We start from the raw sequence: 26,807 nt of genomic DNA on the forward strand, positions 1-26,807 counted from the left end.
CCATGAACGGTCTGGAAAACATCATCGATGCAGCCTGCATCGTGACCGACAGCAATGGGATGGCACCCTATCTGACCGATTGGCGGGGACGCTACCAGGGCATCGCGCAGGCAGTCGTAAAGCCTCGCACGATAGAAGAGGTGGCGGCCGTCATGCGTTGGGCGTCATCGACGGGAACCCCCGTCGTGCCGCAGGGAGGCAACACTGGTTTGTCCGGCGGGGCAACGCCTGACAGATCCGGACGCGCCATTGTTTTGTCCCTTGAGCGCATGAACAGAATTCGCGCCATCGATCCGGTCGGCAACACACTCGTGGCTGAGGCAGGGTGCATTCTGGCGCATGTTCAGGAGGCTGCAGTCGAGGCAGGGCGCCTCTTCCCGGTGAGCCTGGGCAGCGAGGGCTCGTGCCAGATCGGCGGGATCGTCGCCACCAATGCAGGTGGGATCAACGTCATTCGCTACGGGATGACGCGTGACCTCGTACTGGGCCTCGAATACGTCACCGCCGCCGGAGTGATTGTTCCTGGTCCCCGCCGTCTGCGAAAGGACAATGCGGGGTTCGACCTGAGACATCTTCTTGTGGGATCGGAAGGAAGTCTCGCCATTCTCACGGCAGCGGCGTTCAGGATCGTGATACCGCCCCCGGCCCGGGTGAGCGCGCTTTGCGGCATCACCGATCCAACCTCTGCGCTTTCGCTTCTCTCCCATCTTCGCGAGGTCGGCAGCGACGCCATCACCAGTTTCGAACTGATGTGCGATGGTGAAATGACGCTCATCCGTGAACGGCTGCCCGAGATCGCACAACCGCTCTCCGGCCGTTACCCGTGGTATGTCTTCGTCGAGCTTGGCGGATCGGTTCAGGAACCGCTTGAAGACCTTATGAGCGACGCACTTTCTCAGGCCATCGACAGCGGCATTGTCCAGGACGCGATCTTGGCACAAAGCGTCGCCCAGGCGCAGGCGATCTGGCACGTCCGATTTGCCGTCTCAGAGGCCAATCGCCTTGCGGGCTTCTCCGTCTCGCACGACGTCAGTGTCGCAACCGCCGACCTCCCGGCATTTCTAGCCGCCATATCGGACCGCCTGCCGCGGATTTTTTCCGGCGCTCGTCCATTGTTTGTCGGCCATGTGGGCGACGGCAACATGCACGTCATCTTGCACTTTCGTCATGACGGGCCGAAGAGTCGGTTGGAGCGTGACGCGCTTGCGTTGCGGGTGAACGATGCGGTCTATGACATCGTGGGCGAATTTCGGGGGAGCATCTCGGCAGAGCACGGGATCGGCCGCTCAGGGCTGGCAGTCTTTTCGAAGACGGCAAACCCCGAAGAATTACGGCTCATGCAGGGCATCAAACAGGTTTTCGATCCTGCACATATTCTCAATCCGGGCGCGGTCGTGGACCCTCCCCGCACGCGCGACTAGCGCGAAAAACCGAGAGACCCAATTTCTATGATCACCTTGGCCAATGACGATCTCACAGTCACTCTCTCGCTTTTCGGCGCGGAACTTCAATCCGTGACCAGTCGAGACGGTCGATCCTGGTTGTGGAGCGGTGATCCTGCATTCTGGCCGTCGCGCGCGCCCGTTCTGTTTCCGGTCATCGGGAAGAATCCGCAGGATCGGGTTCTGATCGATGGCGTGCGCTATCCGATGGAGGGGCATGGCTTCGCTCGCAGCAGCACCTTCGATCTCGTTGAACAGGAGGCCCAGGGTTGCGTGCTTCGCTTGACCGATTCAGAGGAGACGCGACGCTCCTTCCCGTTCGCATTCGCTCTGGAGCTCGCATTCGCACTCGACGGGCCGACCGTGCTCACGACGGCAAGCATTTCCAATACGGGAAGCGCGCCCATGCCGTTCTGCTTTGGATTTCATCCCGGGTTTGTCTGGCCTCTGCCAGACTCCGTCGGCCGTGCACACCAGATCCGGTTAGAGGACGGGCTATCGCCTGCTTTTATCCGTGCAGACGCGAACGGTCTCATGCTTCCAGAGCTTCACCCATCTCCCTTCCACAACGGCGAACTGGCGCTAGTGCACGATCTCTTCGCAACCGGCGCCCTTGTTTTCCACGAGGGCGCAGGCAAAGCCCTGTGGTATGGCGCCGTCGACCGTCCTGGTATCCGGGTCGCGTTTGCCGACATGCCACAGCTGGGACTTTGGACCAAGCCCGGTGCGCCCTTCCTGTGCATTGAGCCGTGGCATGGGCTTCCCGCGCCAGCAGACCGCGCAGAAGGTCTCGCTGAACGGCGAGGCAGCATGACCCTCGAGCCCGGCAGGAGCATCAGTCTTGCCATGAGCATGACTTTCGGCGTACCGGCGGAGTGAGAACGCCCGCGAACCGCCGGCACCCCTCGTCACAGCATGGCAGCGTATCCATATCTCCTTCGTCCATGCCACACCGTGTCGGAAAAGAGTTCGCCATGCCCCCGCTTTCGATTCTCGATCTCGCGCCCGTTCCGCTAGGGTCGACGCCCGGTGGTGCGCTTCGCAACACCCTCGATCTCGCGCAGCATGCGGAACAGTGGGGCTATCGTCGCTTCTGGCTTGCGGAACATCACAACATGGTGGGCATCGCCAGCGCCGCGACAGCTGTTGTGATCGGGTACGTGGCAGGCGGCACCCACACCATCCGCGTGGGCTCTGGGGGCATTATGCTTCCCAACCACGCGCCGATGATTATCGCCGAGCAATTCGGCACGCTGGAATCGCTCTATCCAGGTCGGATCGATCTGGGTCTGGGGCGCGCGCCGGGCACCGACCAACAGACCCTTCGTGCCCTTCGCCGCGATGCCTCGAGCGCCGAGGCCTTCCCTCAGGACGTGCTGGAGTTGCAGGCTCTCCTCGGGCCGCTTCAGCCGGGCCAAGCCGTGCAGGCGGTCCCCGGGACTGGGCTAAACGTCCCCCTTTGGATTCTGGGGTCAAGCCTGTTCGGCGCACAATTGGCTGCGATGCTGGGGCTTCCCTACTCTTTCGCGTCCCACTTCGCGCCGGCTGCGCTCATGCGGGCATTGGAGGTCTATCGGGCGAACTTCCAGCCCTCAGCGCAACTTGATCGACCCTACGCGATGGTCGGCGTGAATGTGGTTGCGGCAGAAACCGATGCGGAAGCCCAGCGCCTTTTCACCTCGCCACAGCAGCAGTTTACGAACCTTTTCCGTGGCACGCGCGGCCAGCTCTTGCCTCCGATCGACGACATCGAATCCTATTGGTCACCGTCGGAGAAGTCGCAGGCGATGAGCATGCTGGCATGCTCCTTCGTCGGGTCGCCTACCACAATCCGGGGCGATCTGGAGAAGTTCGCGCGGCAAACAGGCGCCGATGAGTTGATGGTCGCGTCGGCCATTTACGATCACGGCGCGCGGCTGCGATCCTATGAGATTTTAGCCGGGGTTAAGGTCGGCGCGTGACAGTTGCGCGTGTCATCTAGGTGCTATTCGCTGGCGGCGCGGGGCTGGCGCGGCGAGCCATGGTCGGCTATCACGCCTGATGACCATTCGCACCACATACCTCGTTCAAACATTCGAGATCCACCGCAAGCGCCTCGTGCCGACAATCCGCACGGCCGTGAAGACTGAACAACAAGCCGAGCGGATGGCGCAAAGCGCCGCAGAGCGGAAAAGCGGTGCTGCGGCAATTGAAATTTCTGCAGACGATGAGACTGGGGAGGTGAGCCACATCAGGATCATTTCGACCTTCGGTGAGGTTCCCGAGGATTTCGCCGAACTCCTGCAAAACGCTTAAGTTTTTCGGAGAGCATCTTGAGACGTCACTCCGAGCGGAGGAAGTTCCAAATCACCCGTCGAAGAGCCTTGAAGGTTTCAGGTCTACCGCCGGATTGGCATACCCACGAGAGTGATGTTTGGCTTGGCTGATGCTGATGGGCGGTGCCCCAGATTCATGACCGCCGACAGCTTTGGTTCGATGTGAGTTCTGAGGCCCCGACAAGAGCCCCGCCCGCAGGGTTCTCTCTGGGGCGTTGTACCAGGATCGACTATATGATCTGCGGACTGGTTGATCCCTAACCGATCGCCAAATACTTGGGTTACCCTGGCTGAGAGTCTCGCCTGATCGTCGGGCCTGTCTTGGGTCGTAAGTCGGTCATGAGGTTCGCGTTGGTTTCTCGATAGCGCCTTCATCAGGAAGGCGAAAAACAGAGGGCGGCAGATAGAGATCCGCCCCCTGTTTGTTTCGTCTTAGAGGCCCGAATAGCGGCCGCGCTCGCGGACAACCTCGTCCGGGGTGTAGGCAGGCGCCTCAGCGTCAAAGCGCGTCCAGCCGCTCTGGCGATAAACCTCGCCACGCGCAGCAACATCGACGGACTTGTGACGCTCCAGGATCGCGCGGGCTTCGGTTGCGCGAGCGTCTTCAACCTTTGCGGTCACAAGCGTACCACCGCGGCGCACGCCTTCGGCATACACATGGGCATCGTGCTCAGGCACGCCGGCTTCCGTGAGGGCCCCAACAATGCCGCCTGCAGCACCGCCGACAGCCGCGCCGGCGACCGCGCCAAGAGCCGTCGCAGCCAGCCATCCTGCAGCCACGACAGGCCCGACGCCCGGAATGGCCATGATGCCAAGCCCCGTCAGGAGGCCGCCTACGCCACCCACTGCCGCACCAATTCCTGCGCCCTTGCCGGCGTCCTCGGCGGCTTCGGAGTCATGATGCTTATCATGCCAGCTGTCGGAATTATTCGCCACGATGCTGATATGGGAGTGTGCCACACCGGCGGCTTCGAGCGCGTTCACGGCAGACTTTGCTGCGTCATAGGTGTCGTAGAGAGCAGATACGGTCGTTGTCATCGTTGTTTCCTCGAAAAATACTGGATCGGAGAGCACATCACTTCGGAAAGACGTTGCCCTGATAGTCGAGGCTCACGTCATGAGACGTTCCCGCCTTCGAGGCCTTGCCGCGCCAGATGCCGTCCTTGTCCTTTGTCAGAGCCGAAACACTGGTGAACCCTGCCGCCTCGAGACGCGTCTTCGCCTGAGCTTCCGTGAAGCTGTTTGCACCAGCAGCCGGCGTTCCGGTGGCGTTCGTGCTAGGCGTAGCGACGGCAGGCATCGCGGGATTGGGATTTGCCGGGGCGGGTGCCTGTGCAAAGGCAGCGCCAGCCGTCATGGCAAGGGCAGCTGCTGCGGCGAGGAATTGCTTCATTTCGGTGCTCCGTGATCGGTTAGTGAGCACCGAGAACGGATTGTGCGGAAGTTCGTTCCTGCAAATCACGATTTCAGCCTGTGGCGGGACTGAGACGAACCGTGCAATTGGAAGACTGTAAAAAAAAATCGACCGCACGACGATCGTCGTCGGGCTTCGTCTGTTTCGCGTCGACATACGGCAGCTGTCAGCGCTCGAATGCCTTTAGGTAGCGGGCCAGCAGATCGATCCTGCGATCATGGCTTCGATGCGTTCACTTGGACGATGCGTCGTTTGCGATGTTCGACGACCACCGGTCGCGCGCCGCGAGTTGCAATGGGGTTGGGCACACTTCGCGCGGGCGGCAGGCGAGATAGCTTCAGCACCTCCCGCCGAACAAGTTCGGGCGACATCCCCATCAATTGGGACGCGATTTCGACCTGAGCGTCAATTTCCTCGGTCAGACATTGTGCGGCTGTAATAGCCTCGTGCAGGTCTGGCGGATCGACCCGGGTCCGCCGGCGTTTCCAAGCGTCCGGTATCTTTTTCTCAGTCATCGTCAAACTCCTGCTGCGACAATAACGCCTTCCTGGCACAAATTGTGCACTGCACAAAACGTCGCAGATGCGTTTCCAACAGGATTTCGCCTGGGGATGGGCCGCTGGAGCGGCGAATTCGGCCGACGCGACCAGCCGCCCCGGTAACAGTCGTAACTTTTATCCAGACCGGCGTCCCAGCGTAACCGACGGTTCCCTTCGAGCCTCGCCGGGCTCCATAGCCCGGGAATGTGAATACTCACCCGGGAGCGGCATCGGACGACCGGAGTGAACGACTGAACAAAATCTTCAGCGTGATGCGACCAAATACGGCCTCGCGGTGTTGATAGGCCGAAAGGGACCTTCATGACCGAGATTGGCGACAGCCCCCGCATTGTTCTGGTCGTGGAAGACGACGCTTTGGTACGCTATAGCGTCGTGGAACTGATCGAGGCTGAAGGCTTCGAGGTCCTGGAGGCGAGAGACGCAGATGACGCTCTATCGCTGCTTGAGGAATGTAGCGAAGATGTTGCTGTCCTGTTTACCGACATCAACATGCCTGGTTCGATGGACGGACGCGATCTCATGCGTGTGGTCGCGGATCGGTGGCCGCACATCATTCCCTTCATGACGTCGGGCCGCGCCTATGTGTCCGACAGTACGATTCCAAGTCCCGGCCGATTCTTCATCAAGCCCTACCAGGTGACCGAGATTGCCGCCGCCTTTCGTGCCGTCTCACGCCGCACCGGCTGAGGATGAACGCATTTCGATCATGAAATCTCTCTGGTGACGGCTAGTTGTTCAACTCAGGAAGCTTGACTGAGCCGCGTTCAGTCGCTGGTAGAGCCCCGGTTGTGCGAGGAGAGCGCCATGCAGGCCCTCTTGAACCACGCGGCCCCCCTCCACCACGACGATGCGGTCAGCGTTTCTGATGGTAGCCAGACGATGGGCAATGACGAGGGTGGTGCGGCCCTTGGACAAGTCGGCGAGGGCCTGCTGAATTGCCCGTTCGGTTTCCGAATCAAGGGCGGATGTCGCCTCGTCCAAAATCAAGATCGGAGGATTTTTCAGGAAGATGCGTGCAATTGACAGACGCTGCTTCTGACCGCCGGATAACTTGACACCCCGCTCGCCAACCACTGTTTCGATCCCACTCGGCATCGCGGCGATCACGTCGCCCAGTCGAGCCTTTCGCGCGGCCTCGAATATCTCGCCATCTGTGGCGTCTAGGTCGCCATAGGCGATGTTGTCCCGGATCGTGCCTGCGAAGAGGAACACGTCCTGCTGCACGATGCCGATCTGGCCTCGAAGGGACTGAAGAGTCATCTCTCGAATATCAAGTCCGTCGATCGTGATGGAGCCACGTGAGACATCGTAGAACCGCGGAAGCAACGAGCATATCGTCGTCTTGCCGGCACCCGAGGGGCCCACGAACGCGATTGTCTCCCCGGGCCGTATCGAGAGGTCGAGACCGTGTAGAATATCTCGATCTGACGCATAGCCGAAATGAACGTCCTGATAGCGGATACTGCCCTTTAGCGCTGGTGCATCACGCGCATCCGGCCGGTTCGCGATGTCGGGCCGCATATCGAGGAAAGCCGTGTATCGCTTAAAGCCCGCGATCCCTTTCGGATAGGTCTCGATGACAGAATTGATCTTCTCGATCGGTCGAAAAAAGACACCGACGAGCAGCAGGAAACCGACGAAACCGCCGGTGCTCAGATTTCCCTTCAAAACCATGTAGCTTCCGGCCACCATGACCACCATCTGGGTCAGCCTCATGCTGAGATAGCTCAAGGATGTGGAGGCCGCCATGATCCGATAGGCCTCAAGCTTCGTGTTGCGATAGCTCTGGTTATCGATGGCGAAAAGCCGTCGTTCGTGAGCCTCATTGGCAAAGGCTTGAACGACGCGGATTCCGCCAACATTTTCCTCAATGCGCGCATTGAAGCTCCCAATGCGACCGTAAAGCGCGTGCCAGTTTCGTGTCATTCGTCCGCCGAACCGCGTGGTGAGCCACGCCGTGAGTGGCACCACGACGGCCGTGATGATAGCCAGTTGGACATTCACGTTGAACATGAGCGCAAACGCACCGATCAACGTCATGACGGCGATGACGACGTCTTCCGGCCCGTGATGTGCGACCTCACCGATTTCCTCGAGATCCTTGGTCAGGCGCGCTACGAGATGCCCCGTCTTCTGATTGTCGAAAAATCCGAAGGAGAGTTTCTGAAGGTGATCAAACGCCTTGCGGCGCATCTCCGTCTCGATGTTGATGCCCAACATATGGCCCCAGTAGGTCACGATCGCCATCAGCCCCGCATTCAGAATGTAGACCACCAGCAAGGCAGCTGACGCGATTGCAACGAGACCCCACTCGCCGGTCGGCAGCAGCCTGTCGATGAACACCTTCACGGCGATGGGAAAGCCCAGTTCAAGCAAGCCCGACGTCACCGCGCACGAGAAATCGAGAAGGAAAAGGCGGCGGTGGGGGCGATAATACGCAAAAAATCGCCTGAGCACGGGAAGCATGAGAACCTGACCTATGGGACGAACGCCAGCAGAACACATAGAAGTCCGGCTCTGCACAGCAGGAATCTAGCGCAGTCCGGTCACTCCCGGAAGCCGGCTCGGGCGTGCCGCGGCATGCCGGCGAATGCTGGCCGATCGGCGCCGATGGGATGGCGCTCCCCGTTAACGATTGTACCTCACTGGCACGGTCAATGTGAGGGATGGGGCATTGCGGGCGGCTTCAGGCGGCGGTGGCGGAACCGGGTTTGCTCGTTTCACGAGCGCGACAGCCTCCAGATCTAGTACGGGATCGCCCGAGGACCGCATGAGACGCGCTGACAACACCTGGCCAGTCTGGCTGATGGTGAACGCCACCGTCGCGGTCCCTCCGCCAGACGCGCCAGCAGGGAACCGCTTATGCCGGTTGAGATGCGCCAGCAGGCTGCTCCGCCACGACGCCTGTGCGACAGCACTCAACGCACCGGGGATCGGCGATGTGGCAGGCTGCTCCCCGCGTGCCTGGGAGGGCGGCGGGGCGGACGAGAGATCTTGTTGGGGGCTGTCAAGATTGACAGACGGCTTGCGGACCGCTGGTTTCTGGAGAGGTCTCCTGGGCGCCGGCCGTGGAGGTTGTCGGGGGCGGGACGGAGGCAGGACTGCCTCAGCGGGCGCGACCCATGCCTGTTCGGGTAGCGGTGATTCCTGGGAAAGGCTCGGCGTCTCCGGAGCATAATCACTCAACAATGGCGAACGTCGCAGGGGCGTGTTTTCGTCGACAGCTTCTGGAGTTGCAGAATCTGGCCTGGCGGTTAACGGCTTGGGCTGCGTCTCCAACAACAGCGGGCCAGGCGCGACATCCTGCAGAACCGCCTCCGCGGCGGCAGGCAGCGGTGAAAGCTCCAGGAGAATCGCCGCGGGAGAGCCCGCGGCGTGCGTGCTGATATTCGATCGCGACACCAGCATCACGATCGCGGCCGCATGGACCGCAAGCACGAGGGTGCCCGCACAGATCCAACGCGCCAAGACGGCCGCGCTCTCATCGCGCGAAGGCGACAAAAGAGAGCCGGCGGAAGCACTCATGGGCCAGTGGTCTCAATTCCCTTGGCAGGAAGCGGTTGTCCCGCGTCTTCGACTCCCACCAGCGCGACCTTCAGGTAGCCCGCCGACCGCAGCAGGTTCATCACCACCATCAGATCGCCATAGGCGACCTGCTCGTCCGCTCTCAGAAAAATTCGTTGATCCCGCTCGCTGCGTGTTTGCACATCCAGCGCACTCTGCAGGCTCGCGCGTGCCACGACGTCACTGCCCAGCGAAAGACTGAGATCCCTCTTCACGGTGAGAAACAGTGGCTCATCCGGTCGCTGTTGCGAAGTGGCATTCGAAACTGGCAGGTCAACTGCCACATCAACGGTCGAGAGCGGCGCTGCGACCATAAAAATGATCAGCAGCACCAACACGACATCGATGAACGGCGTCACGTTGATCTCTGAGACGTCTGCCAGATCGCCGTCCTGCGGATTTTTCAAGGACACGCCCATGCATCAACCCGCTGGCTGTAGAAAGCGCGAAGCGTTCGGCGCTACGGCGTGTCTTTCGCCCCCATTGGCCCTGTGGTCGCTCTCACTCCGGCGATCAAGGTCGCGCGAAAGATGCTGCAGAACCTCTCCGGACGCATCGGACAGGCGAGCACGATAGCCGGTGATGGCGCGAGCAAACATATTATAGATGATGACCGCTGGAATGGCCGCCACGAGGCCGATCGCGGTGGCAAGGAGCGCTTCGGCGATCCCTGGTGCAACGACCGCCAGGTTCGTGGTCCGCGCCTGGGAAATCCCAATGAAGCTGTTCATTATCCCCCAAACAGTGCCGAACAGCCCGACAAAGGGAGCCGTTGCGCCGATGGTGGCGAGAAGTCCCGTACCGCGCGCCATGGCCCGACTCGCCCGCGCCTCGATCCGTGAAATGGCGATCGATGCGCGCTCCTTGGTTCCCTCAGCGGCGAGCGTGCCTGACTGCTGCATCTCACGCGCAGCGGCGCGAACAAGGTCGGCCACCGGCCCACCCGCCGACCGGCTGGCATCGACTGCAATCAGGGCCGTCTCAAGGGATGATGCCTTCGCGACCGCGCTCGTGGCGATCCTTGCATGGCGCGTCGCAGCGGCAAGCTCAAGTCCTTTGGCCAACCAGATTGTCCATGTGACGAGGGAAGCAAAGGCAAGGCCGATCATCACCGCTTTCACGACAATGTCCGCCTGATTGAACATGCCCCACGGGGACAGGTCGCGCGGCAGCGCACCCAGTGCGGAATCAGCCCTGGACGCTGGCGAAGCGGCTGGCGTCGTTGCTGGAGCCGCTCCGGAGGGCCCGACTGAGGTCGTCACCATTGGCGGCGCGACGGCCGGCACCGTCTGCGCGTGAGCGCCCACAGTCGAGAACCCCAGGATCAACATCAGGCCCATGATGGTGAGACTTTTTCGCCTGCCGGTCATTCTGACGTTCCAGCCGGGCCATACGCCCTCGTTCTTGTCATCGTCGGTCTTGCTCCGTGCGTCTAAACTCTCGCCAAAAGGCGAACCGTAGGGCTTCCGTGACACGTCTCTCGGCTGGAACAGCGAGCCGAGACTGAAGCGATTGCGCGGCTTAGACCCCGTGACTCGATCTACTCGTCAAGCGAGCCCGCGGCTCGCCCGGCGTCATAGTCCAAATAAAATTACCCTGCAAATACAATGTTTTAGAGATCCTCTAAAGAGCTCCAAATACCGTCCGCAAAGTCTCGTGGCGCTCAGGGGACGTTGGTATATCGCTGAGCGAACTCAGCACTGAGGTATTTGAGCTGCGCAAGCGGATGAGGTTGCGAGCCTTCCAAACTTGGCTTCAGGACTTCTCGCCAGTGTGCCGCAAATGTGAGATAGTTTTTTATCGCGCCCTGAACGGAAGTCCCCCATGTCACGCCCCCTCTCGCTGCGTCCGGCCGCCATCGAATGAACCGACCATCCAGCCGTAGTCTTGCCGAACGCACCCCTGCTGTCTCAGGACGCAATGAGGAGATGATCTGGATTGCAGGCGGGACTTTCAGGATGGGCTCTAACGATCACTATCCGGAAGAGGCGCCAGTCCACCGCGCGACGGTCGATGGTTTCTGGATGGACCCTACACCCGTCACCAATCGTCAGTTCAAGGCCTTTGTGCAGGCGACCGGCCATGTGACGACCGCAGAAACGGTTCCCGATGCGAAAGACTATCCGGGCGCGATACCGGACATGCTGAAGGCTGGATCATTGCTGTTTACCCCACCCCATCATCCGGTTGATCTGCGCGATTGGAGTCAGTGGTGGACATTTTCATTCGGCACCCAATGGCGGCGCCCCCAGGGTCCGACGAGCAGACTCAAAGGTCTCGAGGATCACCCCGTCGTCCATGTGAGCTACACTGACGCTCTCGCCTATGCGAAGTGGATCGGGAAGGACCTTCCCACGGAGGCAGAGTGGGAATTTGCAGCGCGCGGGGGACTTGATGGCGCAGAGTACGCGTGGGGTGATTCACTCACGCCGGAAGGCGTGCATATGGCCAATACATGGCAAGGTCAGTTTCCCTTCGAGAATACACTGCAGGATGGATACGCACGAACCTCCCCGGTGGGAGTCTTCCCGGCCAACGGATTTGGTGTTTTCGACATGATCGGCAACGTCTGGGAGTGGACGACGGATTGGTATGCTCCCAAGCACAACGAGGACGCGCCGAAGGCCTGCTGCATTCCTGAGAACCCTCGTGGCGGCCGGGAGGATGCAAGTTTCGATCCGCAGCAGCCCGAGATCCGCATCCCACGTAAGGTGGTCAAGGGCGGCTCCCATCTCTGCGCGCCGAGCTATTGCCGTCGATACCGGCCCGCTGCACGGCACCCCCATCCGGTCGATACATCGACGAGCCACATCGGCTTTCGCTGCATCCGGCGGGCTTGATCAAGCGCCGTCCCGTCGCGTCTCACCAAGGTGGAAAGACTGTCTTCCTGTCGTTCTTCATGTCGACGACGAGCCAGTCGCGCTGAGGCGCCTCGTCAAGGGCAGGCACGCCGCCGGAGACCGTCAGGAGAGCCGCGAGAAGATCACAAGCGCCGCCAGGTAGAGACCGGCGACCAATGCCGCGCCGGTGACATTCGTTGCCAAAGCGGAGCCGGGCGCTGCGAGCCACCAGTTAAATTTGCGGCTTGCCCAGGGCACCAGCCAATTGAGGAGAATGACACCGACAACGTTCCCGACAAAAAGCGCCAACCAGAAGGGAAGTTCGAGCCGTCCCATGAGAATCGGCGTTTGCACAAAGATGCCGAACAGAAAGACCACGGGGTAGAGCATCAGCAGGACAACCATGTTCTGCTTCCACGCCGCCGGGCCTTGCGTGGATCCGTCAGATTTGAACCATTGGTCGAAGCCGGTTCTGACGATGCGGGTGTGAAACTCCTCCGTAAAGGAGACGGCCTCTGCGAGAAGTTTCTGCCGATCCGGAGAGTTCAGCCAGTTCTGGAGATGCTCCTCGGAATCAAATCTGACGATGGCAAGCCAATCGTCCTGCACGCCGGGCAACGGTGGTTCGAACCGATATCCCTGGAAACCTGGAGCCTTGGACTGAGCGGCAGCGATACGTTGTTCCCAGGCGCGATAGGATATTTCGGACCCCTTCTTGATCCGCGTCGCGATCACAGCCGAAACTGGGGCCGGAAGAACGCCAGACCCGCCGTCGCGGACAATATGAACATCGTCCTTTCCGGCCAGCATCGGCAATGCAGCCCGGACAAGGTCGAGGCGCTCATGCGAATGAAGCCAAGCGACCGCCGATTTCTCGCTGTCGAAGTCCTGCAGAATGACCCAGTCGATCTGCATGGGAGGATTCGGCGGCATGACCGTCTGGCGCAGAAAGCCTGGAAAAGTCCCGGCTGTTTTTCCGATTCCATCCTGCCAGGTGGCAAACGTCGCCTCCTGACCAGGGACGACCTGGGTCTGCGTCACGATCGTGACGGGTGCCGGCATCGTCCCTGCGCTCATGCGTCGTGACTCAGTCTGTCAAAGATCCGGTCTGGCGTGAGCGGGAGATGAGCAAACCGAACGCCGGTCGCGTTCGCAAGGGCGTTCGCAATGGCGGGTGCCACCGGGTTGATGGCGCTTTCACCTTGGGACTTCGCGCCAAGCGGGCCGATCGCGTCGTAGGTATCTGCAAAGTGGACCTCGCTTTCAGGCACGTCTGCAAAAGCCGGAATCCGGTAGTTCCGGAACGCCGGATTGATGACGGCGCCGTGGTCATCGATCATCATGTTCTCGGTCAGCGTCCAGCCAATAGCCATCGCGATGGCCCCATCAATCTGGCCGCGGCATTGCATTGGATTGATCAGGCGTCCGATATCGGCCGCCTGGACGCTTTGCAGAATTCGAATCTCGCCGGTCACCTTCTCGACCGCAAGCCGAATGCCGTGAACGTTGAAGGCCACGGTCCTCGGGGAGAGATAGGCTTTACGCTTCGCCTCGAATCGGTGCCCGACCGCATGTCCGGCCTTCCAGAGATCCTGTAGGGACATCCGACGATTGCCACAGACGATCTCGTCATCGTCAAGATGGCACTCCGAGGTCGGCGCTCCCGTGTGGCGGCTGGCAAAATCGAGGATGTTGTCCAACAGAGCATTTGCTGCAGCATCAACCGCCCTCCCCGCCACAACTGTCCCTGTGCTCGCGAATGTTCCCGTATCGTAGGGTGTGAGGTCGGTATCGGCGTTGATAATCGCAACCTGATCGGCGCGCGTGGAAAGAACGGATGCCGCGATCTGGCGATGCGACGTGACAGAGCCGTTGCCCATCTCCGTCGATCCGATAGCCAAGTGATATCGGCCGTCGGGCAAGAGCGCCATCTCGGCGCCGGACCGGTGCTCCGTGGGTGGTCCGCAATCCAGCATCGCGAGAGCGACACCCGTGCCACTCTGCCAGTTTTCGCCGGCAGGAGGCTCCGCGCCGCGTCCGCTGGAAAGCGCGTCTTCAACGAGATCAAGGCACTGATCGAGTCCGTAACTTCCAAATGTGACGTCGGACGGGTCCTTCCAGACCGATTCCATCCAGTCGCCCGGCCGCACCATGTTCAGTCGGCGCATGGCGAAGGGGTCGATCCCGAGGGTGCGGGCAAGATCATCCATCGCCGATTCGATCGCAAAGGTGGTCTGCGACGCACCATAGCCGCGAAACCCGCCGCCCGGCACGATGTTGGTATAGACGGCGTATCCCTCTGCCCGCTTGTTTTTGCAGCGATAGGCCGTCAGCGGATTGCCCAGAGCCGCCGCCAGTGTCTCGCCACCGTGGCCGCCATAAGCGCCGGTGTTCGAGACCACATGAACGTCAATGGCCGTGAGCGTGCCGTCGCGTTTGGCGCCAAGTTTCACGCGCGTCGTCATCTGGTGACGCGTGGTTGCACCGATGAACTGCTCCTCGCGGGTAAATTCCCATTGCACCGGCCGTCCGATCTTCAGCGTCGCCAGAACGCACAAGTCCTCGGAGATCATCTCCTGCTTGCCGCCGAAGCCGCCGCCGATCCGCTCGCAGAAGACATGAACGTCGCGCGGGCTCATCTGGAAAAGGTGGCAAAGTTTTTGCTTGGCGATGAAGGGAGCTTGCGAGCTGGTACGGACGTGAAGGCGGCCGGTCTCGTCCTTCCACGCGATGGAGCCGTGTGTCTCGAGATGGGAATGCTGTACGCGCGAAGTCGAGTAGGTCATTTCGTGAACCGCGTCGGCGCCGGCAAAACCCTCAAGGACACTGCCTACTTCGCCCTTGATATCGACGTAGATGTTCCCGCGCGCAGCATCGCCTTTATCGTGAAGCACGGGGGCGTCGGGCTCCATCGCAGTAACCGGATCGAACACTGCGGGCAGGATCTCGTATGTGACATCGAGCAGATGACAGGCAGCCTCCGCCGCTGCCTCAGTCTCTGCCACCACAGCCGCCACACGCTGGCCCACGAACCGGACCACATTGTCGAGCATATAGGTGTCGTCAGGGTCGACCAGATGGTCCTCATGGGTCGCCGTGCTGTAGAGCCGTCGCGGCACGTCCTCCCATGTAAAGATTCCAGCGACACCTGGTACAGCGAGAGCCTTCTGCCGGTCGATCGCGACGATGCGCGCATGGGCGTGAGGCGATCGCAAAACCTTGAGATGAAGGGCGCCCTCAACCGCGACGTCCATTGTATAATGGGCCTGGCCGGTGACAATGGAAGGCCCGAAAGGATTAGGAAGACTGGCGCCGCATGCGCGACCTGCCACATCGGCTTCGACCGATGTGCGCCCGTGAAGAGCGTCGTTGATCGATCGATACCCCGTGCAGCGACAGAGATTTCCCTTCAAGCTGTGCGGGAGGTCCTGCAGTCTTTCCGCATCGAGCGAGGCTGCGGTCATGATCATGCCCGCAGTACAAAAGCCGCATTGGAAGGCCTGCGCATCGAGAAAGGCCTGCTGCATCGGATGCAGGACGCCGTCGACTGCGAGCCCTGCAATGGTCGTCACTTCCCGCCCGGCTGCGCGAAAGGCAGGCGTGAGACAAGAGTGAACTGGGACGCCGTCGAGCCACACGGTGCAAGCACCGCAATCCCCGCCGTCGCACCCCTTCTTGACTCCGAAACTCCCGAAGTCGCGCAAGAATGTTCTCAGGCATTGACCGGCATGCGGTTCAGCCGAGATCTGTTTGCCATCCACCAGATAGGTCATGCCAGAACCGCCGGTTGCGCCAGTTCCTGTCGGATCTGCTCTGCGAAGTGATACGTGAGGTGATGCTTGTAGGGAGCCGACCCATGCGGGTCGGCAAAATAACCGTCGCCGGGGATGGCCGCGTCAATCGCGCGACGAAGCTCGATCGACGTCGGAACCGCCGGGAAGGCGATCTGCACCGGACGCGGCGTCGCGGCCGTGATGGTCAAAAGCATGTCGCCAGTCCCGCCGGTCTGCGTCCCCACGATGAGAGCGGCCGATCGGCCCAATTTCGTCAAGGAGGCGTGGCGCAGGGCAAATCGTTTGGAGAGGGAGCGTGCAGGAATGTGAATGCTGCGGAGCAATTCGCCCGGCTTCAAAACATTGGCGTGATTCCCCGTCACAAAATCCAAGGCTGGGATTTCACGCTGAGTCCCGTCCCTCTGCCACAGTTCATAGGTCGCCTCGAGAGCGACGGTCAGAGAAATCATCGCGCCTGCCGGCAGGGACATGCAGATGTTCCCACCCACTGTCGCCGCGTTCCAGATTTTGAACGACGCGAGAAGACAGTTGGCGCACTCCTTGATCAGGGCCGCTGCACCCCATTGGACGGGCGGGTTAAACCCGTAGAGTGTCGCGATGCTACAAGTTGCGGCGATGTCCAAACCGCCGTCCGAGAGCGCCAAGGCAGGCCAACCGAGCTGCTCCAGATCGATCAATGTTTCAAGCGAGGGTTGCGGCTCTGAGAACAACCAGGTTCCGCCTGCAAGCCAAGCGTCTCCTGATGCCCATCCAGTAATCTCATCCGCCGTCAATGGGCGTTTGATCGCGCGGATCGCATTGAGATTCATTCACGTTTGTCCTTCGACGAGCATGACAATGTCACGGGATCGAGACGTGTCAGCGGCAATTCGGATCAGTGCAGATCGTCGAGGGATGCCGGCCCGTCACCTGGCGTGACGAGTGTCGGCCACTGGTGCGAGCCGAAGGGAACGGCAGGCGGCAGAAAGGTCGTCATGCCTCTCCGTTTTGTTTCAGCGATGATCGCGGTGCGCGCATCGCCGCCCATGAGCTCATAATCCATCAGATGATAATTCCCGAAGAAGAGCGCGCCGACGGATCGGTCTGCGATGATCCGGGTCAGGGAATCGAGCATGTCGTCAGGTGTGGTGGTGAACGACACCGTCTCGATCAGCAGAAGGCGGTCGTTGATCGCCTGCGGGCCGAAATATTGTGCCAGGACGCTAAAGATCACGTTGTTCTGGCGAGCCACATAGATCGTGTTGCTGGCTGCGTAGGTTTTGTCCCAGTCATTTCCGACAAGCGCCTTCCATTCGGCGAGAACACCCATCCAATGCTTCACCTGGGTCTCTGCTGCCCAGGCGACATTCTTGCGCAACAACGGTGCCTGTTTTGCGGCGAAGGCCTGAAGATTGGCAAAGCCAATGGCGTTGTCTCGGAGTGACACGTCCATGAACGCAAGGTTGTTCTCAAGGACAAGGCGACTGTTCTCTCGCCACTCTTCCGGCATGTCGGTCACAGCCAGACCATCCAGAGCGGATTGCATCCGGCTTCGGAAAGCCAGCATCGACCCACGCCAAGAGGGATCGTTCGGACTTGACAGATAAGGGCCAACGACCTCTGCCAGAGCCATGGTGCTATGCGCGACAGACTTCAGAAGCTGATATGAAATGGGGACTGAGGGCGCTTCAAGAGGCGCCTGTCCCGGCCGGTAGAGGATGAACTTTCCACCCGCGCCGGAGAACAATGCCAAGATAACCGGGCGAGATGCCAGAATGTTCTTTCTGAAGATCGCAGCGGCATCGCCATATAGATCGAACATCGACCGATTAAGTTGCAGGACGTTCCTGGTTTCGACCGCACCTGGGGCAGGCGTCGTCGTGCCGACAAGGCCATCCATATAACTGGGGAGCGTTTGAGCGTGGGCTGGAGCCAATCCCGGCGCGAGGAGAACGAGACCGGCGGCAAGCAAGCTCTTGCGAAAAGAAAATGGCGTCACTCAATGTCTCCGGTGCGATGTCTGATTTGATCCTCCGTAACGTCGCCCGCATGGGCGGAACCGACATCAAACGGGATCGTGAATGGAAATTCTTCTTTTATTTGTCGCGAACGCTTTAGGCATCGTAAGGTAAGAGTGACCATAGAGTTAGGCCGAATGTCTCATCTTGACCGCCCAACAATTGACCTGGCGTCTCAGGCCCGGAGCATCTGCGAACGCCCCTCCTGGGGCCAGATCATCGATCTCTCGACAGAGGGGGTTCCAGCAGAAGAGCGGTTCTCGTTCTGGCGAGACTCGGTATTGCGACGCATGGAGCCGACCCGCACGAGCGATGACGGACGCCCATTTCGCGCGCGGCTGCGGCGTGTTCTAGGGGCGGGAACGGAAGTCGTAGAGCATGCCTCCGACAGCATTGCCGCCATCCGGACTGCAAGTCGCTGCAAGCAAGATGGTTGCGACGACATCAGCATCGACCTCATGGTCAACTGTCAGCGTGCGAGTCTCGAGCACGGGAGCGGCGAGCGGCGCATCAGGGCTGGCGACCTCTGGATTGTCGACTACGCGCGCCCGGTCCGCGTCGTCCGATCGCGCCACCGGGCGGCAGCGCTGATCCTGTCTCGCTCTCGTGTGGAAGACGTACTGGGGTCGGACCTGACGGCTCTTCCGGCCTTGCGTCCGAGCAGCAGCGGAATCTGGGCCTTGGTGCAGTCGCAGGTCAAAATGATCCTGGATGAAGCGCACAACCTGTCGGGTCATCAAAGGATTCTGGCCATGTCCGGTGCCGCCGACATGGCACTCGCGGCGCTGCAGTCCGAATGTCGGGGGAAGGTTGATGGCGAACGACTCGCGGATGGGTTTCACCGTGCCGCTCACCTCTTCATCGAGCGGGAATGCAGCGATCCGCATCTCACACCCGACAGCGTGGTCCTATCTCTGGGATGTTCGCGGGCGTCCCTCTATCGCGTTTTTCTCCGGCATGGAGAGAGTATCTCGGCTGCGATCTGGGAAGCACGCCTGAGCCGCGCCCTTCTTCTGCTAGGCTCGAGTAGCAATCGCCATCTGTCGATTGCAGAGATCGCATTTCGGTCAGGCTTTGTCGAACAGACGTCCTTCAGTCGCATGTTCAAGCGTCGGTTTTCCGTGACGCCCCGCGACGCGCGCGAGCACCGCGCACTGCACGCTCCGCGCGAGGATCATCGGAGCTCTTCGCAAGGGCAAGCAAAGATCGAGAACGTTGTGAGGACGACGTCAGGATTGAGACAGCGCTGAAGCTGCCTGATCTGGCGACATCCTCTCTGTCCAGCGACAATTCGAATGCTCTCCCGGCGAGAAGAGCCATCAGGCAAGCCTCATCCTGGCCATGCGAGCCTTGGGGGCCCAGTGGATCTGCACAATTTCCGGGCTGCGCTGCGCAAAACCTGACCCGTGCCGGGATCGGCCAAGATTGACGCTGCGGTATTATTTCGAATACAAATTCGAACTGCACAGAATTCTTCTGTTGATGCCCAAGAGGTCGTGATGAACCGCTCAGATCAGAATCGTCGTCAGTTCTTGCAGGCGGCGGTAGCCCTCGGCGCTTCGACAGCACTAAGCTCCGTTCCTGCGAGGGCCCAGAGCGGCGACGCCATGACCTACATGACGCCGTTCGGCTTCTTGATGGACTATGCCGAGACACTTTATGGCGCGGTCGGCGGCCAGTTCCAGAAACGCGGAATCACCCTCAACATTGAGGGAGGGCGCGGTTCAGCCATGGGCATCCAGCAATTGACGGCCGGCAACGTCCTGGTCTCTCGCACGGGCGGCACGGACCTTCTCAAGGCCTACGCCAAGGACCCGCAGCTGGTAGCCATCGCCAATGTTTATCCAAAAGACCTGTTCTGGGTCATCAGCCATGCCGATCAGCCGATCCGAAACATTGCGGATCTCGCGGGAAAGACGATCGGGGTGGTGTCGGTAGGCGGCGCAACCGAGAACCTTCTCGATATGATGCTCGCGAAAGCCGGAATCCCGAAGGCAGACGTAAAGCGCGAAGCCGTGGGCACCGCGCCAGCCGCCTTCGAGTTCATCAAGGCGGGACGGATCTCAGGTTACATCTCCACCAACCTGACCGTCTTTCTCCTGCAGCAGGCCAAGCAGCCCATCGAGGCCTGGAGCATTGACAAGGTGGCCCCAACGCCAGGCGATCTTTATGTGACGACCAAGAAGGCCATCACTGAACGTCCCGAGACGCTCGCCAAGTTCCTTCTTGGCGTCAATGACACGCTGGCCGCCCTCACCGCGTCGACCAATCTTACCGAAATTGTGGACGCAATGGCGACGCGCTTCGATCTCGCGGAGGCCAAGAGACCTGACCGCGGGATCCCCGCGCTGGAATTCGCAATGGCAAACTTTAGGTACGTGCACGGGACCAGAATGAAACCGGTCCCGGAGACATTCGAATCCGCCATTGACCTGATGACCAAAGCGGGGATCGTCAATGGCGTCAGCGACAAGAACTATCTCGACATGTCGATCTGGAACAAGGCGTTCGGCTAGAGAGATCCGCGCCACTGGCCGGCTGTCATAGGGACGACTCCTTCTCTTAGCTGATGAGCATCGTCATAATCCGCAAGACCGTGAAACCCTAGCGGCGCAGCGATTTCGATATTCTTCATGGCGGCCTCGAATCGATCAAGAATTTCCAGGCGCGCAGCGTCCCCGCCCCGCAAGACAGAATACGCGATAAAGGGGGGCAGGATGTCGAGACCTGCATACCGGAGCGCATTGTGAATAGGCCATAGGATGCGGTTGATATCGCCATGGCGTCCAGTCGGTTCATAGGCCGTTGCAGCGCCAGCGCATGTGAAGGACAAGAGAGCCCGCCTCCCCCGCAAGCCGCCCTTCTCGAACCAACGGCGTGCATCGCTGCGGGCCGAGACCTCGTGCGCAAAGCCACTTGAGAAAACACGCTCCATCCAACCTTTCAGAATCGCCGGTTGAGAATAGAGCCAGAGGGGAAATTGGAACAGAATCAGGTCGGCCCATATCAACTTCTGCTGCTCGGCCAGGATATCGGCGGCTGTGGAGCCTGAATGGTAGGCTTCCTCTTGCTCGAACGGAATCTGAAGCTGAACAGGGTTCGCGCGAGCCGGAAAATCATCTCCATCGATCGTGCACTTGAACTTCATCTCGTAGAGATCCGAGATCTTCACCTCATGCCCTGCCCTCTCGAAAGCCAGCAGAGCACGGTCCTTCATTGCGCCGTTGAACGATTTCGGCTCTGGATGCGCATAGACGATGAACACCTTCATGGCTTCGCCCAGCCCGTGCGAGGTGTCGTGTCGAGTGCGAGAGTCAGAACGTCCGGGCGCGAGTAATGCCCCGCACTGTCGACCAGAACTTTCGCTCGCAGGATGTCGTGGAGATCAATTTCAGCGATCACGAGCTTTTCCTCCGACCCGGTGTGCGGGCCAGCAATCGTAGCGCCACTTGGGCCGTAGATCGCCGATGACCCGCCGCCGGTCCCAAGCACATCCTGCGGTCCCATGATGGATTCCATGGCCTCAAGATACTGGTCTGTGACAGGGTTTTGAGCGACGATAACAAAGCATTGACCTGTGATCGCATGGGCGCGCATGAGCGTTTCGACGGTCAGATCGTATGTGCCGCCTCGTGCCTTGCTGCTTGCAAAGGTGGGCCAGCTTGCACAATGAATCTGAATTCGCTGGAGGATCAAAGCCTGGCGCGCCAGATTCATCATGTGCTCGTAGCAGATCAACCCGCCAACTCTTCCGACAGACGTGTCGAACACGGACAACGTTGATCCGTCGCCTTGGCCCCAGAGCATACGCTCCGCAAAGGTCGGCTGGAGTTTTCGGTGCTTGCCAAGCACCTCGCCGTTAGAGCCGATGAAGACCTGCGAGTTGTAGATTGTTCCGCCATCGCTTTCGCTGATGCCCATGACCACGTTGGTTCGGGCGCTTGCAGCAGCGGCACAAATGGGCGCGAGTCCGCCGTCCCTAAAGTCGATAGACTGAGCCGCGTACCTCACATGAATGTCGTGCTGTTCCGCCGGCGGATAAAGGTTGATCCAATAGGGAAAGCCCGGGATATAGGTCTCGGGAAAACAAAGAAGCTCGACCGCGCTGCGGCCAGCCTCTTCGATGAGATTGCATGCTTTGTCGATGCACGCCGCCTTGTCGAGAAGCACCGATGAGCTGTGCGCCGCCGCAATGATGTGCTTCGCCATCGAAGGCCCTTCCGCTGCAAGGCCGATCAGTCTTTCGACCGTCACTCGGACGCGTTGACATTTAAAGTTTGTCCTATCATTAATACATATAAGCTTTGACCGACGAAGCATTTCTTGGCATTCGCGACGATTTTTTTCAGGCAGGTTGATGGCAGTGGTTCGTGTCGATCCCGAAACCGACAAGGCGCCTGTCTCGGTGCAGCTGTCAGGGGTTTCAAAGACGTATCCGACGCGCGGAGCGCCGGTGCAGGCGCTTTCGCCAACTGATCTTTCGGTAAAGTCCGGCGAATTGGTCGTCCTGATCGGACCTTCCGGGTGTGGAAAGACGACCTTGCTTCGGCTGATCGCCGGGTTGATCAAGCCCACATCGGGCACGGTTGACATTGTTGGAACGAACTTGTGGCGCAACAACAGGCGCCAGGGTGACGCCGCCTCCGAGATGGGGGTGGTTTTTCAGGAAGCAAATCTGTTTCCGTGGTTGTCCATCGAGGAGAACGTGGCGCTCCCGCTCCAAATGCGTGGATCGGACAAAGCGGATCGATCGCGTCGTGTTCAGGCATTGCTCGACCTCGTCGGCATTGGCGGCTTCGGTCAGCGGTGGCCTCGGGAATTGTCTGGTGGCATGCGACAGCGCGCAGCCATCGCGCGCGCGCTATCGTATGATCCAGACATCCTATTGATGGACGAGCCTTTTGGCGCTCTCGACGCGATGACGCGCGACACGATGAACATCGAGTTGCAGCGCATCTGGATGGAAACGTCGAAATCCGTCATTCTGGTTACGCATTCTATCAGTGAGGCAGTGTTCCTTGCGGATCGGATCATCCTGTTGTCACCGCGACCGGGGCGTATCGATTCGAGCTACGACGTTCCCTTTTCCCGGCCGCGGACGACCGAGCTCCAATCAACCATCGAGTTTCAGACGATCGCATCCACGCTGCGGAAACGTCTTACGGAAATTTCGTGACCGAGGCTGTCCCCATGTCCGAACCAACTTCGCCAGACGGGCGGTCCAGCTTCCTAGACTCGAAGTGGCTGCCGTGGGTGACCACGCCCGTGCTGCTGCTCGCGATGATCGCTACGTGGCAAATCTATGTATCTCGGAGTGGGGTCTCTGCTTTCATCCTCCCGGCCCCCATGGCGGTTGCCCATGCGTGGATCGATCTGCTCGGCAGCGGCCGAGCATGGCACCACGTGCTGATGACGATTTACGCTACTCTCGCCGGCTTCGCGTGGGCGTTAGTGTTTGGAGTTGGTCTGGGGACCCTGATTGGGCGCATTCGCTGGCTTGAGGCAACACTCACACCATTCATCGTCGCGACTCAGGTAATTCCCAAAGTGGCCCTCGTTCCCCTCTTCATCGTCTGGTTCGGGTTTGGAATTACCAGCAAGGTCATCGTTGCGGCCGTGCTCGCCTTCTTCCCGATTCTGACCAATACAGTCCTGGGCGTGAAGTCGGTCGACGCGGGGCACCAGGATGTGATGACAAGTCTCAATGCGTCACGGTGGGAGATTTTCCGCCGATTGGAGCTTCCCAGTTCCATGCCTTACATCATCACCGGCATGGAGGTCGGCATCGTTCTTTCTCTGATTGGCGCGATTGTTGGCGAGTACCTCGGAGGCGCCAGCGGTTTGGGCTTCCTGCTCGTCTCACGCATGAATGCCTACGAAACCGACGGCCTGTTTGCCGTGATGATCCACATGACATTGCTGGGATTTGTCTTCTATTTTGGCATCGGGTTTCTGCGGCGGATGCTCATCCCTTGGCATCAATCTGCCAATATGTGATAAGCGGTCGCGATACGTTGTTTGCTGATCGTGCTGGAGTCTGATTGTCACATGGCCGGACCGCTCGGGCCCAATACCGACACCTCCAAGACCCATAAGCTGTATCTTACGCTTCGGCATTCGATCGTCACAGGTTCTCTCCCCGGAGGAGCCAAGTTTCCGAGCGAGCCTGATCTCGGAAGCCTTCATGGTGTCTCACGCGTGACCGTGCGGCGCGCGCTTGATCACCTCGAGCAGGAAGGTCTGGTTCGCCGCCAACCGGGGGCTGGAACATTCGTCGCCAATCGACCAGAGACCACGCCGTTCGTCGCCGACCTTGCCAATGCGCTGGCGAGCATCGGAGAGATGGGGCGGACCACGGAAGTTCGGTTGCTGTCCTTCGCTTTTGTATCCGCCTCCAACGCGATCGGGCAGGCATTGCTCATGAGCGAGGGAGAAACGTGTCAACGCTCCGTCCGGGTGCGGCTGATCGACGGAGAGCCATTCTCCTATCTGGTCACGCATGTGCCGAGCTCAATCGGAGAAACCTATTCCGAGGAGGAACTGGCATCGACACCGTTGCTGTTTCTGCTCGAACGCTCTGGCGTGCAAGCGCAGCGCGCACATCAGACAGTCAGCGCGACCATTGCGGCGCCGGAAGTCGCGCACGCACTCAACACCGATATTGGTTCGCCCCTGATATCATTGACACGCGTCGTCTTTGACCGGGACGGACGCGGTGTCGAGCACCTTCACGCTCTGTACCGGCCTGATCGCTACAGTTTGAAGATGGACCTCGTGCGATCCGGCAAAGCTGAGAAGCGACACTGGACTCCCAAGCGGCAGAGTCCGGCATAGCTGGCCGCGAAGTTGCTGCCAACAGAAACCGCGATGATTGTGCAGCCGGCACATGCTGATTTTGCACTTCGGCAGGCTGATCATGCTTTACGAAAAGTAAAGGCGCTGTCATATTAATAAGACAAAGTTGGGGTATCCGATGCTGAGCAAGGCAACAATGAACCGGTCTTGGCAGGGACAGTCGATGCCCCGGACGGCGTCAGGTCGGTCTTCTCTCGTTGAGCCGCTCCCCCATCACATCAGCTGTGACGCCGTTCATGTGGCTTTTCGTGCTGATCCGGAAATCATCGCGGCGTTTCTTCCACCGGGATTGGAACCGTTGGAGTCAGGCGAGGGCTGGGCCATGGTTGCCGAGATGGCAAAGGTCAGTCTCTCTGCTCCGGACCAGGCATGGAAGGACCCGGCGCGCTCTTCCTACAACGAAGGTGTTGTGGGGTTCTACTGCCGGTTTGGCGAGAAGATCGGGCGGTATACGGCGTTTGTTTGGGTCGATCGCGACTGGTCCATGGGCATGGGACCCATCTTCGGCTGGTCGAAGCGGCTTGCTCAGGTCGACCGTTCGCGATTGCAGGGGTGCAACCCGGCATTTTCGTCAATGGGTCCGGGCGCTGTTGCGGGAGGGACGGTCAGCCGCTACGGCACCTCCGTCCTGCGCCTTTCAGTCCATGTCCCGGAGGATGCGCAAGCCATTCAAGCGTTGCCTGGTCATGCTGCCAGTACATTTCTGCATCGCTACATCGCAAGCCCCAGCCCTGATGTCCCTGATATCGAGCAGCTTTTCGAGCTGACCCTCGACAACATGTCCATGTCCCCGGTCTGGCCCGGGCAAGGCGCCATCGCTTTTGGCCATGCGGATGACGAGGAACTGCGCGCACTGGGCGACGTGGATGTCACGGGCGGGTATCTCTATCAGCGTGGTTGGACGACGGCGCCCAAAGCTCGCCTCCTTTACGATTACGGTCCCGGTGCGAACCGTTGAGGCCTGCCTGCCGATCAACGATTAAAAAAGAGGGATATACATGAAGACCATCCACCGTCGACATCTGCTGCAGGGCTCGCTTGCACTGGCTGGATCCGCCGTGCTTTCCCCGGCATTGACGCGCCATGCATTGGCGCAAGCTCCTCAGAAAATCAGATATCTCACGCCGTTCGGTTTCATCTTTGGTTTCTCAGAAGTGCTTTACGGCCAGACGGGAGGCTTTTTTGCAAAGCAGGGCCTCGATGTTGACGTGGAAGGCGGACGTGGTTCTGCGATGGCCGTTCAGCAGGTCACTGCAGGCAACACCCTGATTTCACGGACGGGCGGAACAGACCTGATCAAGGCATATGCCAAGGACCCCTCCATTGTGGCTGTCGGTGAGTGCTACCAGAAGGACATCTTCTACATCATCAGCCATGCCGACAAGCCGATCAAATCGCCAATGGACATGGCCGGTAAGACCATTGGCATCGTGTCGAACGGAGGAGCGACTGAGAACCTTCTCGATATGATGCTCGTCAGCAAAAACGTGCCGATCGCTGATGTCCGCCGCGAAGTCGTTGGCAACGCGCCGACGGCTTTCGAGTTCATCAAGCTCGGCCGTATCGATGCCTTCATGGCGACCAATGACACGCTGTTTGCCCTGCAGACAGACAAACAACCCGTGAGTGCGTTCTCGGCCGACGAGTTCGCGCCTTCTCCGGGCCAGGTCTACATGGTTTCGAAGAAAGCGCTGGAGGCACAGACGGAAACCATCGCCAAGTTCATGCGCGGCGGTCACGCGGCCATCGGCGATATGATCGAAAAGCGAGCCAATCTTCTTCCTGTTATCGAGTCGATGACCAAGGTGTTCGATCTCTCCGAAGCCCGGCGCCCCGACAAGGGCGTGTCGATTCTCGCCAATGCCATCACGACGACTTTTGAGCCCCCATTCCGGGACAAGTTTGCGTCAAAGCCGGGTCCGTGGGAATCGGCCTATGACCTGATGGTCAAGGCGAAGATCATCACGCCATTGAACGACCGCGGCTTTTACAACGACAAGGCCCGGAGCCTGGCGTTCGGATAAAT

At 59.9% G+C, this 26,807-nt stretch carries 27 protein-coding genes; 13 read left to right on the forward strand and 14 right to left on the reverse strand.

Annotated elements, in window-relative coordinates; all coding sequences use genetic code 11:
• Window positions 1–2: 2 nt before the first annotated feature.
• The 4 genes from J4G32_RS18785 to J4G32_RS18800 all read left to right on the forward strand — a co-directional run bounded on the left by J4G32_RS18785 (window position 3) and on the right by J4G32_RS18800 (window position 3,737).
• Window positions 3–1,421 (forward strand): FAD-binding oxidoreductase, encoded by a 1,419-nt coding sequence (locus tag J4G32_RS18785; RefSeq protein ID WP_210497081.1) that lies wholly within the window; start codon window positions 3–5, stop codon window positions 1,419–1,421.
• Between the two features lie 27 nt (window positions 1,422–1,448).
• The gene (locus J4G32_RS18790; RefSeq protein WP_210497082.1) at window positions 1,449–2,321 is read left to right on the forward strand and encodes an aldose 1-epimerase family protein; all 873 of its coding nucleotides are present in this window, start codon (window positions 1,449–1,451) and stop codon (window positions 2,319–2,321) included.
• Between the two features lie 95 nt (window positions 2,322–2,416).
• Window positions 2,417–3,403: an LLM class flavin-dependent oxidoreductase gene (locus J4G32_RS18795; protein WP_210497083.1), complete on the forward strand. Its 987-nt coding sequence runs from the start codon at window positions 2,417–2,419 to the stop codon at window positions 3,401–3,403.
• A 79-nt stretch (window positions 3,404–3,482) separates the two neighbouring features.
• Entirely contained in the window at window positions 3,483–3,737 is a 255-nt protein-coding gene (locus J4G32_RS18800) for a hypothetical protein (protein WP_210497084.1), read from the forward strand.
• A gap of 452 nt (window positions 3,738–4,189) precedes the next feature.
• Here the strand turns inward: J4G32_RS18800 and J4G32_RS18805 are convergent, their stop codons facing one another.
• The 3 genes from J4G32_RS18805 to J4G32_RS18815 all read right to left on the reverse strand — a co-directional run bounded on the left by J4G32_RS18805 (window position 4,190) and on the right by J4G32_RS18815 (window position 5,686).
• The gene (locus J4G32_RS18805) at window positions 4,190–4,795 is read right to left on the reverse strand and encodes a general stress protein (protein ID WP_210497085.1); all 606 of its coding nucleotides are present in this window, start codon (window positions 4,793–4,795) and stop codon (window positions 4,190–4,192) included.
• A gap of 37 nt (window positions 4,796–4,832) precedes the next feature.
• Window positions 4,833–5,150: a PepSY domain-containing protein gene (locus J4G32_RS18810; RefSeq protein ID WP_210497086.1), complete on the reverse strand. Its 318-nt coding sequence runs from the start codon at window positions 5,148–5,150 to the stop codon at window positions 4,833–4,835.
• A 236-nt stretch (window positions 5,151–5,386) separates the two neighbouring features.
• Window positions 5,387–5,686, reverse strand: a complete 300-nt coding sequence (locus tag J4G32_RS18815) for a hypothetical protein (protein ID WP_210497087.1) — start codon at window positions 5,684–5,686, stop codon at window positions 5,387–5,389.
• 345 nt (window positions 5,687–6,031) lie between these two features.
• Here J4G32_RS18815 and J4G32_RS18820 point away from each other — a divergent pair, with 345 nt between their 5' ends.
• Window positions 6,032–6,418, forward strand: a complete 387-nt coding sequence (locus J4G32_RS18820; RefSeq protein WP_210497088.1) for a response regulator — start codon at window positions 6,032–6,034, stop codon at window positions 6,416–6,418.
• A 48-nt stretch (window positions 6,419–6,466) separates the two neighbouring features.
• Here the strand turns inward: J4G32_RS18820 and J4G32_RS18825 are convergent, their stop codons facing one another.
• From J4G32_RS18825 to exbB, 4 genes are all read right to left on the reverse strand, one after another.
• Window positions 6,467–8,188, reverse strand: a complete 1,722-nt coding sequence (locus tag J4G32_RS18825; RefSeq protein ID WP_210497139.1) for an ABC transporter ATP-binding protein — start codon at window positions 8,186–8,188, stop codon at window positions 6,467–6,469.
• 171 nt (window positions 8,189–8,359) lie between these two features.
• Window positions 8,360–9,256 (reverse strand): energy transducer TonB, encoded by an 897-nt coding sequence (locus tag J4G32_RS18830; protein ID WP_210497089.1) that lies wholly within the window; start codon window positions 9,254–9,256, stop codon window positions 8,360–8,362.
• Complete coding sequence (gene exbD / locus J4G32_RS18835; protein WP_210497090.1) at window positions 9,253–9,714, reverse strand: TonB system transport protein ExbD; 462 nt, start codon at window positions 9,712–9,714, stop codon at window positions 9,253–9,255. Before exbD ends, J4G32_RS18830 begins: the two co-directional genes overlap by 4 nt.
• A gap of 3 nt (window positions 9,715–9,717) precedes the next feature.
• Window positions 9,718–10,665 (reverse strand): tonB-system energizer ExbB, encoded by a 948-nt coding sequence (gene exbB / locus J4G32_RS18840; protein WP_210497091.1) that lies wholly within the window; start codon window positions 10,663–10,665, stop codon window positions 9,718–9,720.
• Between the two features lie 558 nt (window positions 10,666–11,223).
• Between exbB and J4G32_RS18845 the strand changes: the two genes are divergently transcribed.
• The gene (locus J4G32_RS18845; protein ID WP_210497092.1) at window positions 11,224–12,135 is read left to right on the forward strand and encodes a formylglycine-generating enzyme family protein; all 912 of its coding nucleotides are present in this window, start codon (window positions 11,224–11,226) and stop codon (window positions 12,133–12,135) included.
• A 123-nt stretch (window positions 12,136–12,258) separates the two neighbouring features.
• Here the strand turns inward: J4G32_RS18845 and J4G32_RS18850 are convergent, their stop codons facing one another.
• From J4G32_RS18850 to J4G32_RS21865, 5 genes are all read right to left on the reverse strand, one after another.
• Window positions 12,259–13,212, reverse strand: a complete 954-nt coding sequence (locus J4G32_RS18850) for an antibiotic biosynthesis monooxygenase (protein WP_210497093.1) — start codon at window positions 13,210–13,212, stop codon at window positions 12,259–12,261.
• Window positions 13,209–15,908 (reverse strand): molybdopterin-dependent oxidoreductase, encoded by a 2,700-nt coding sequence (locus J4G32_RS18855; RefSeq protein ID WP_210497094.1) that lies wholly within the window; start codon window positions 15,906–15,908, stop codon window positions 13,209–13,211. Before J4G32_RS18855 ends, J4G32_RS18850 begins: the two co-directional genes overlap by 4 nt.
• A complete protein-coding gene (locus J4G32_RS18860; protein WP_210497095.1) occupies window positions 15,905–16,738 on the reverse strand; it encodes an FAD binding domain-containing protein in 834 nt (277 codons plus the stop codon). Before J4G32_RS18860 ends, J4G32_RS18855 begins: the two co-directional genes overlap by 4 nt.
• Window positions 16,739–16,803: 65 nt before the next feature.
• A complete protein-coding gene (locus J4G32_RS21860) occupies window positions 16,804–17,475 on the reverse strand; it encodes a hypothetical protein (protein ID WP_246505296.1) in 672 nt (223 codons plus the stop codon).
• 801 nt (window positions 17,476–18,276) lie between these two features.
• Window positions 18,277–18,813, reverse strand: coding sequence for a hypothetical protein (locus J4G32_RS21865; RefSeq protein WP_246505298.1), 537 nt, complete (start codon window positions 18,811–18,813; stop codon window positions 18,277–18,279).
• Here J4G32_RS21865 and J4G32_RS22210 point away from each other — a divergent pair.
• Both J4G32_RS22210 and J4G32_RS18875 read left to right on the forward strand, forming a co-directional pair.
• Window positions 18,697–19,176 carry a helix-turn-helix domain-containing protein gene (locus J4G32_RS22210; protein WP_425515537.1) on the forward strand — a complete coding sequence of 160 codons (480 nt, stop codon included), beginning with the start codon at window positions 18,697–18,699 and terminating at the stop codon, window positions 19,174–19,176. The genes J4G32_RS21865 and J4G32_RS22210 overlap by 117 nt on opposite strands.
• Before the next feature lie 249 nt (window positions 19,177–19,425).
• On the forward strand, window positions 19,426–20,442 hold the full coding sequence (locus tag J4G32_RS18875) for an ABC transporter substrate-binding protein (RefSeq protein WP_210497097.1): 1,017 nt from the start codon (window positions 19,426–19,428) through the stop codon (window positions 20,440–20,442).
• Here the strand turns inward: J4G32_RS18875 and J4G32_RS18880 are convergent.
• Window positions 20,439–21,197, reverse strand: a complete 759-nt coding sequence (locus tag J4G32_RS18880; protein ID WP_210497098.1) for an NAD(P)H-dependent oxidoreductase — start codon at window positions 21,195–21,197, stop codon at window positions 20,439–20,441. The two genes, J4G32_RS18875 and J4G32_RS18880, sit on opposite strands and share 4 nt — an antisense overlap.
• Window positions 21,194–22,495, reverse strand: coding sequence for a carbon-nitrogen hydrolase family protein (locus J4G32_RS18885; protein ID WP_343232684.1), 1,302 nt, complete (start codon window positions 22,493–22,495; stop codon window positions 21,194–21,196). The genes J4G32_RS18880 and J4G32_RS18885 overlap by 4 nt, the downstream gene beginning before the upstream one ends.
• Here J4G32_RS18885 and J4G32_RS18890 point away from each other — a divergent pair.
• The 5 genes from J4G32_RS18890 to J4G32_RS18910 all read left to right on the forward strand — a co-directional run bounded on the left by J4G32_RS18890 (window position 22,380) and on the right by J4G32_RS18910 (window position 26,805).
• Entirely contained in the window at window positions 22,380–23,102 is a 723-nt protein-coding gene (locus tag J4G32_RS18890) for an ABC transporter ATP-binding protein (protein ID WP_343232685.1), read from the forward strand. The two genes, J4G32_RS18885 and J4G32_RS18890, sit on opposite strands and share 116 nt — an antisense overlap.
• 14 nt (window positions 23,103–23,116) lie before the next feature.
• Window positions 23,117–23,923 (forward strand): ABC transporter permease, encoded by an 807-nt coding sequence (locus J4G32_RS18895; protein WP_210497101.1) that lies wholly within the window; start codon window positions 23,117–23,119, stop codon window positions 23,921–23,923.
• A 51-nt stretch (window positions 23,924–23,974) separates the two neighbouring features.
• Entirely contained in the window at window positions 23,975–24,760 is a 786-nt protein-coding gene (locus J4G32_RS18900; RefSeq protein ID WP_210497102.1) for a GntR family transcriptional regulator, read from the forward strand.
• A 184-nt stretch (window positions 24,761–24,944) separates the two neighbouring features.
• The gene (locus J4G32_RS18905; RefSeq protein ID WP_210497103.1) at window positions 24,945–25,739 is read left to right on the forward strand and encodes an acetoacetate decarboxylase family protein; all 795 of its coding nucleotides are present in this window, start codon (window positions 24,945–24,947) and stop codon (window positions 25,737–25,739) included.
• 40 nt (window positions 25,740–25,779) lie between these two features.
• On the forward strand, window positions 25,780–26,805 hold the full coding sequence (locus J4G32_RS18910; protein WP_210497104.1) for an ABC transporter substrate-binding protein: 1,026 nt from the start codon (window positions 25,780–25,782) through the stop codon (window positions 26,803–26,805).
• Window positions 26,806–26,807: the final 2 nt, after the last annotated feature.

This window comes from Microvirga antarctica (assembly GCF_017921815.1).
In the GTDB taxonomy this organism is placed as follows: Bacteria; Pseudomonadota; Alphaproteobacteria; order Rhizobiales; family Beijerinckiaceae; genus Microvirga; species Microvirga antarctica.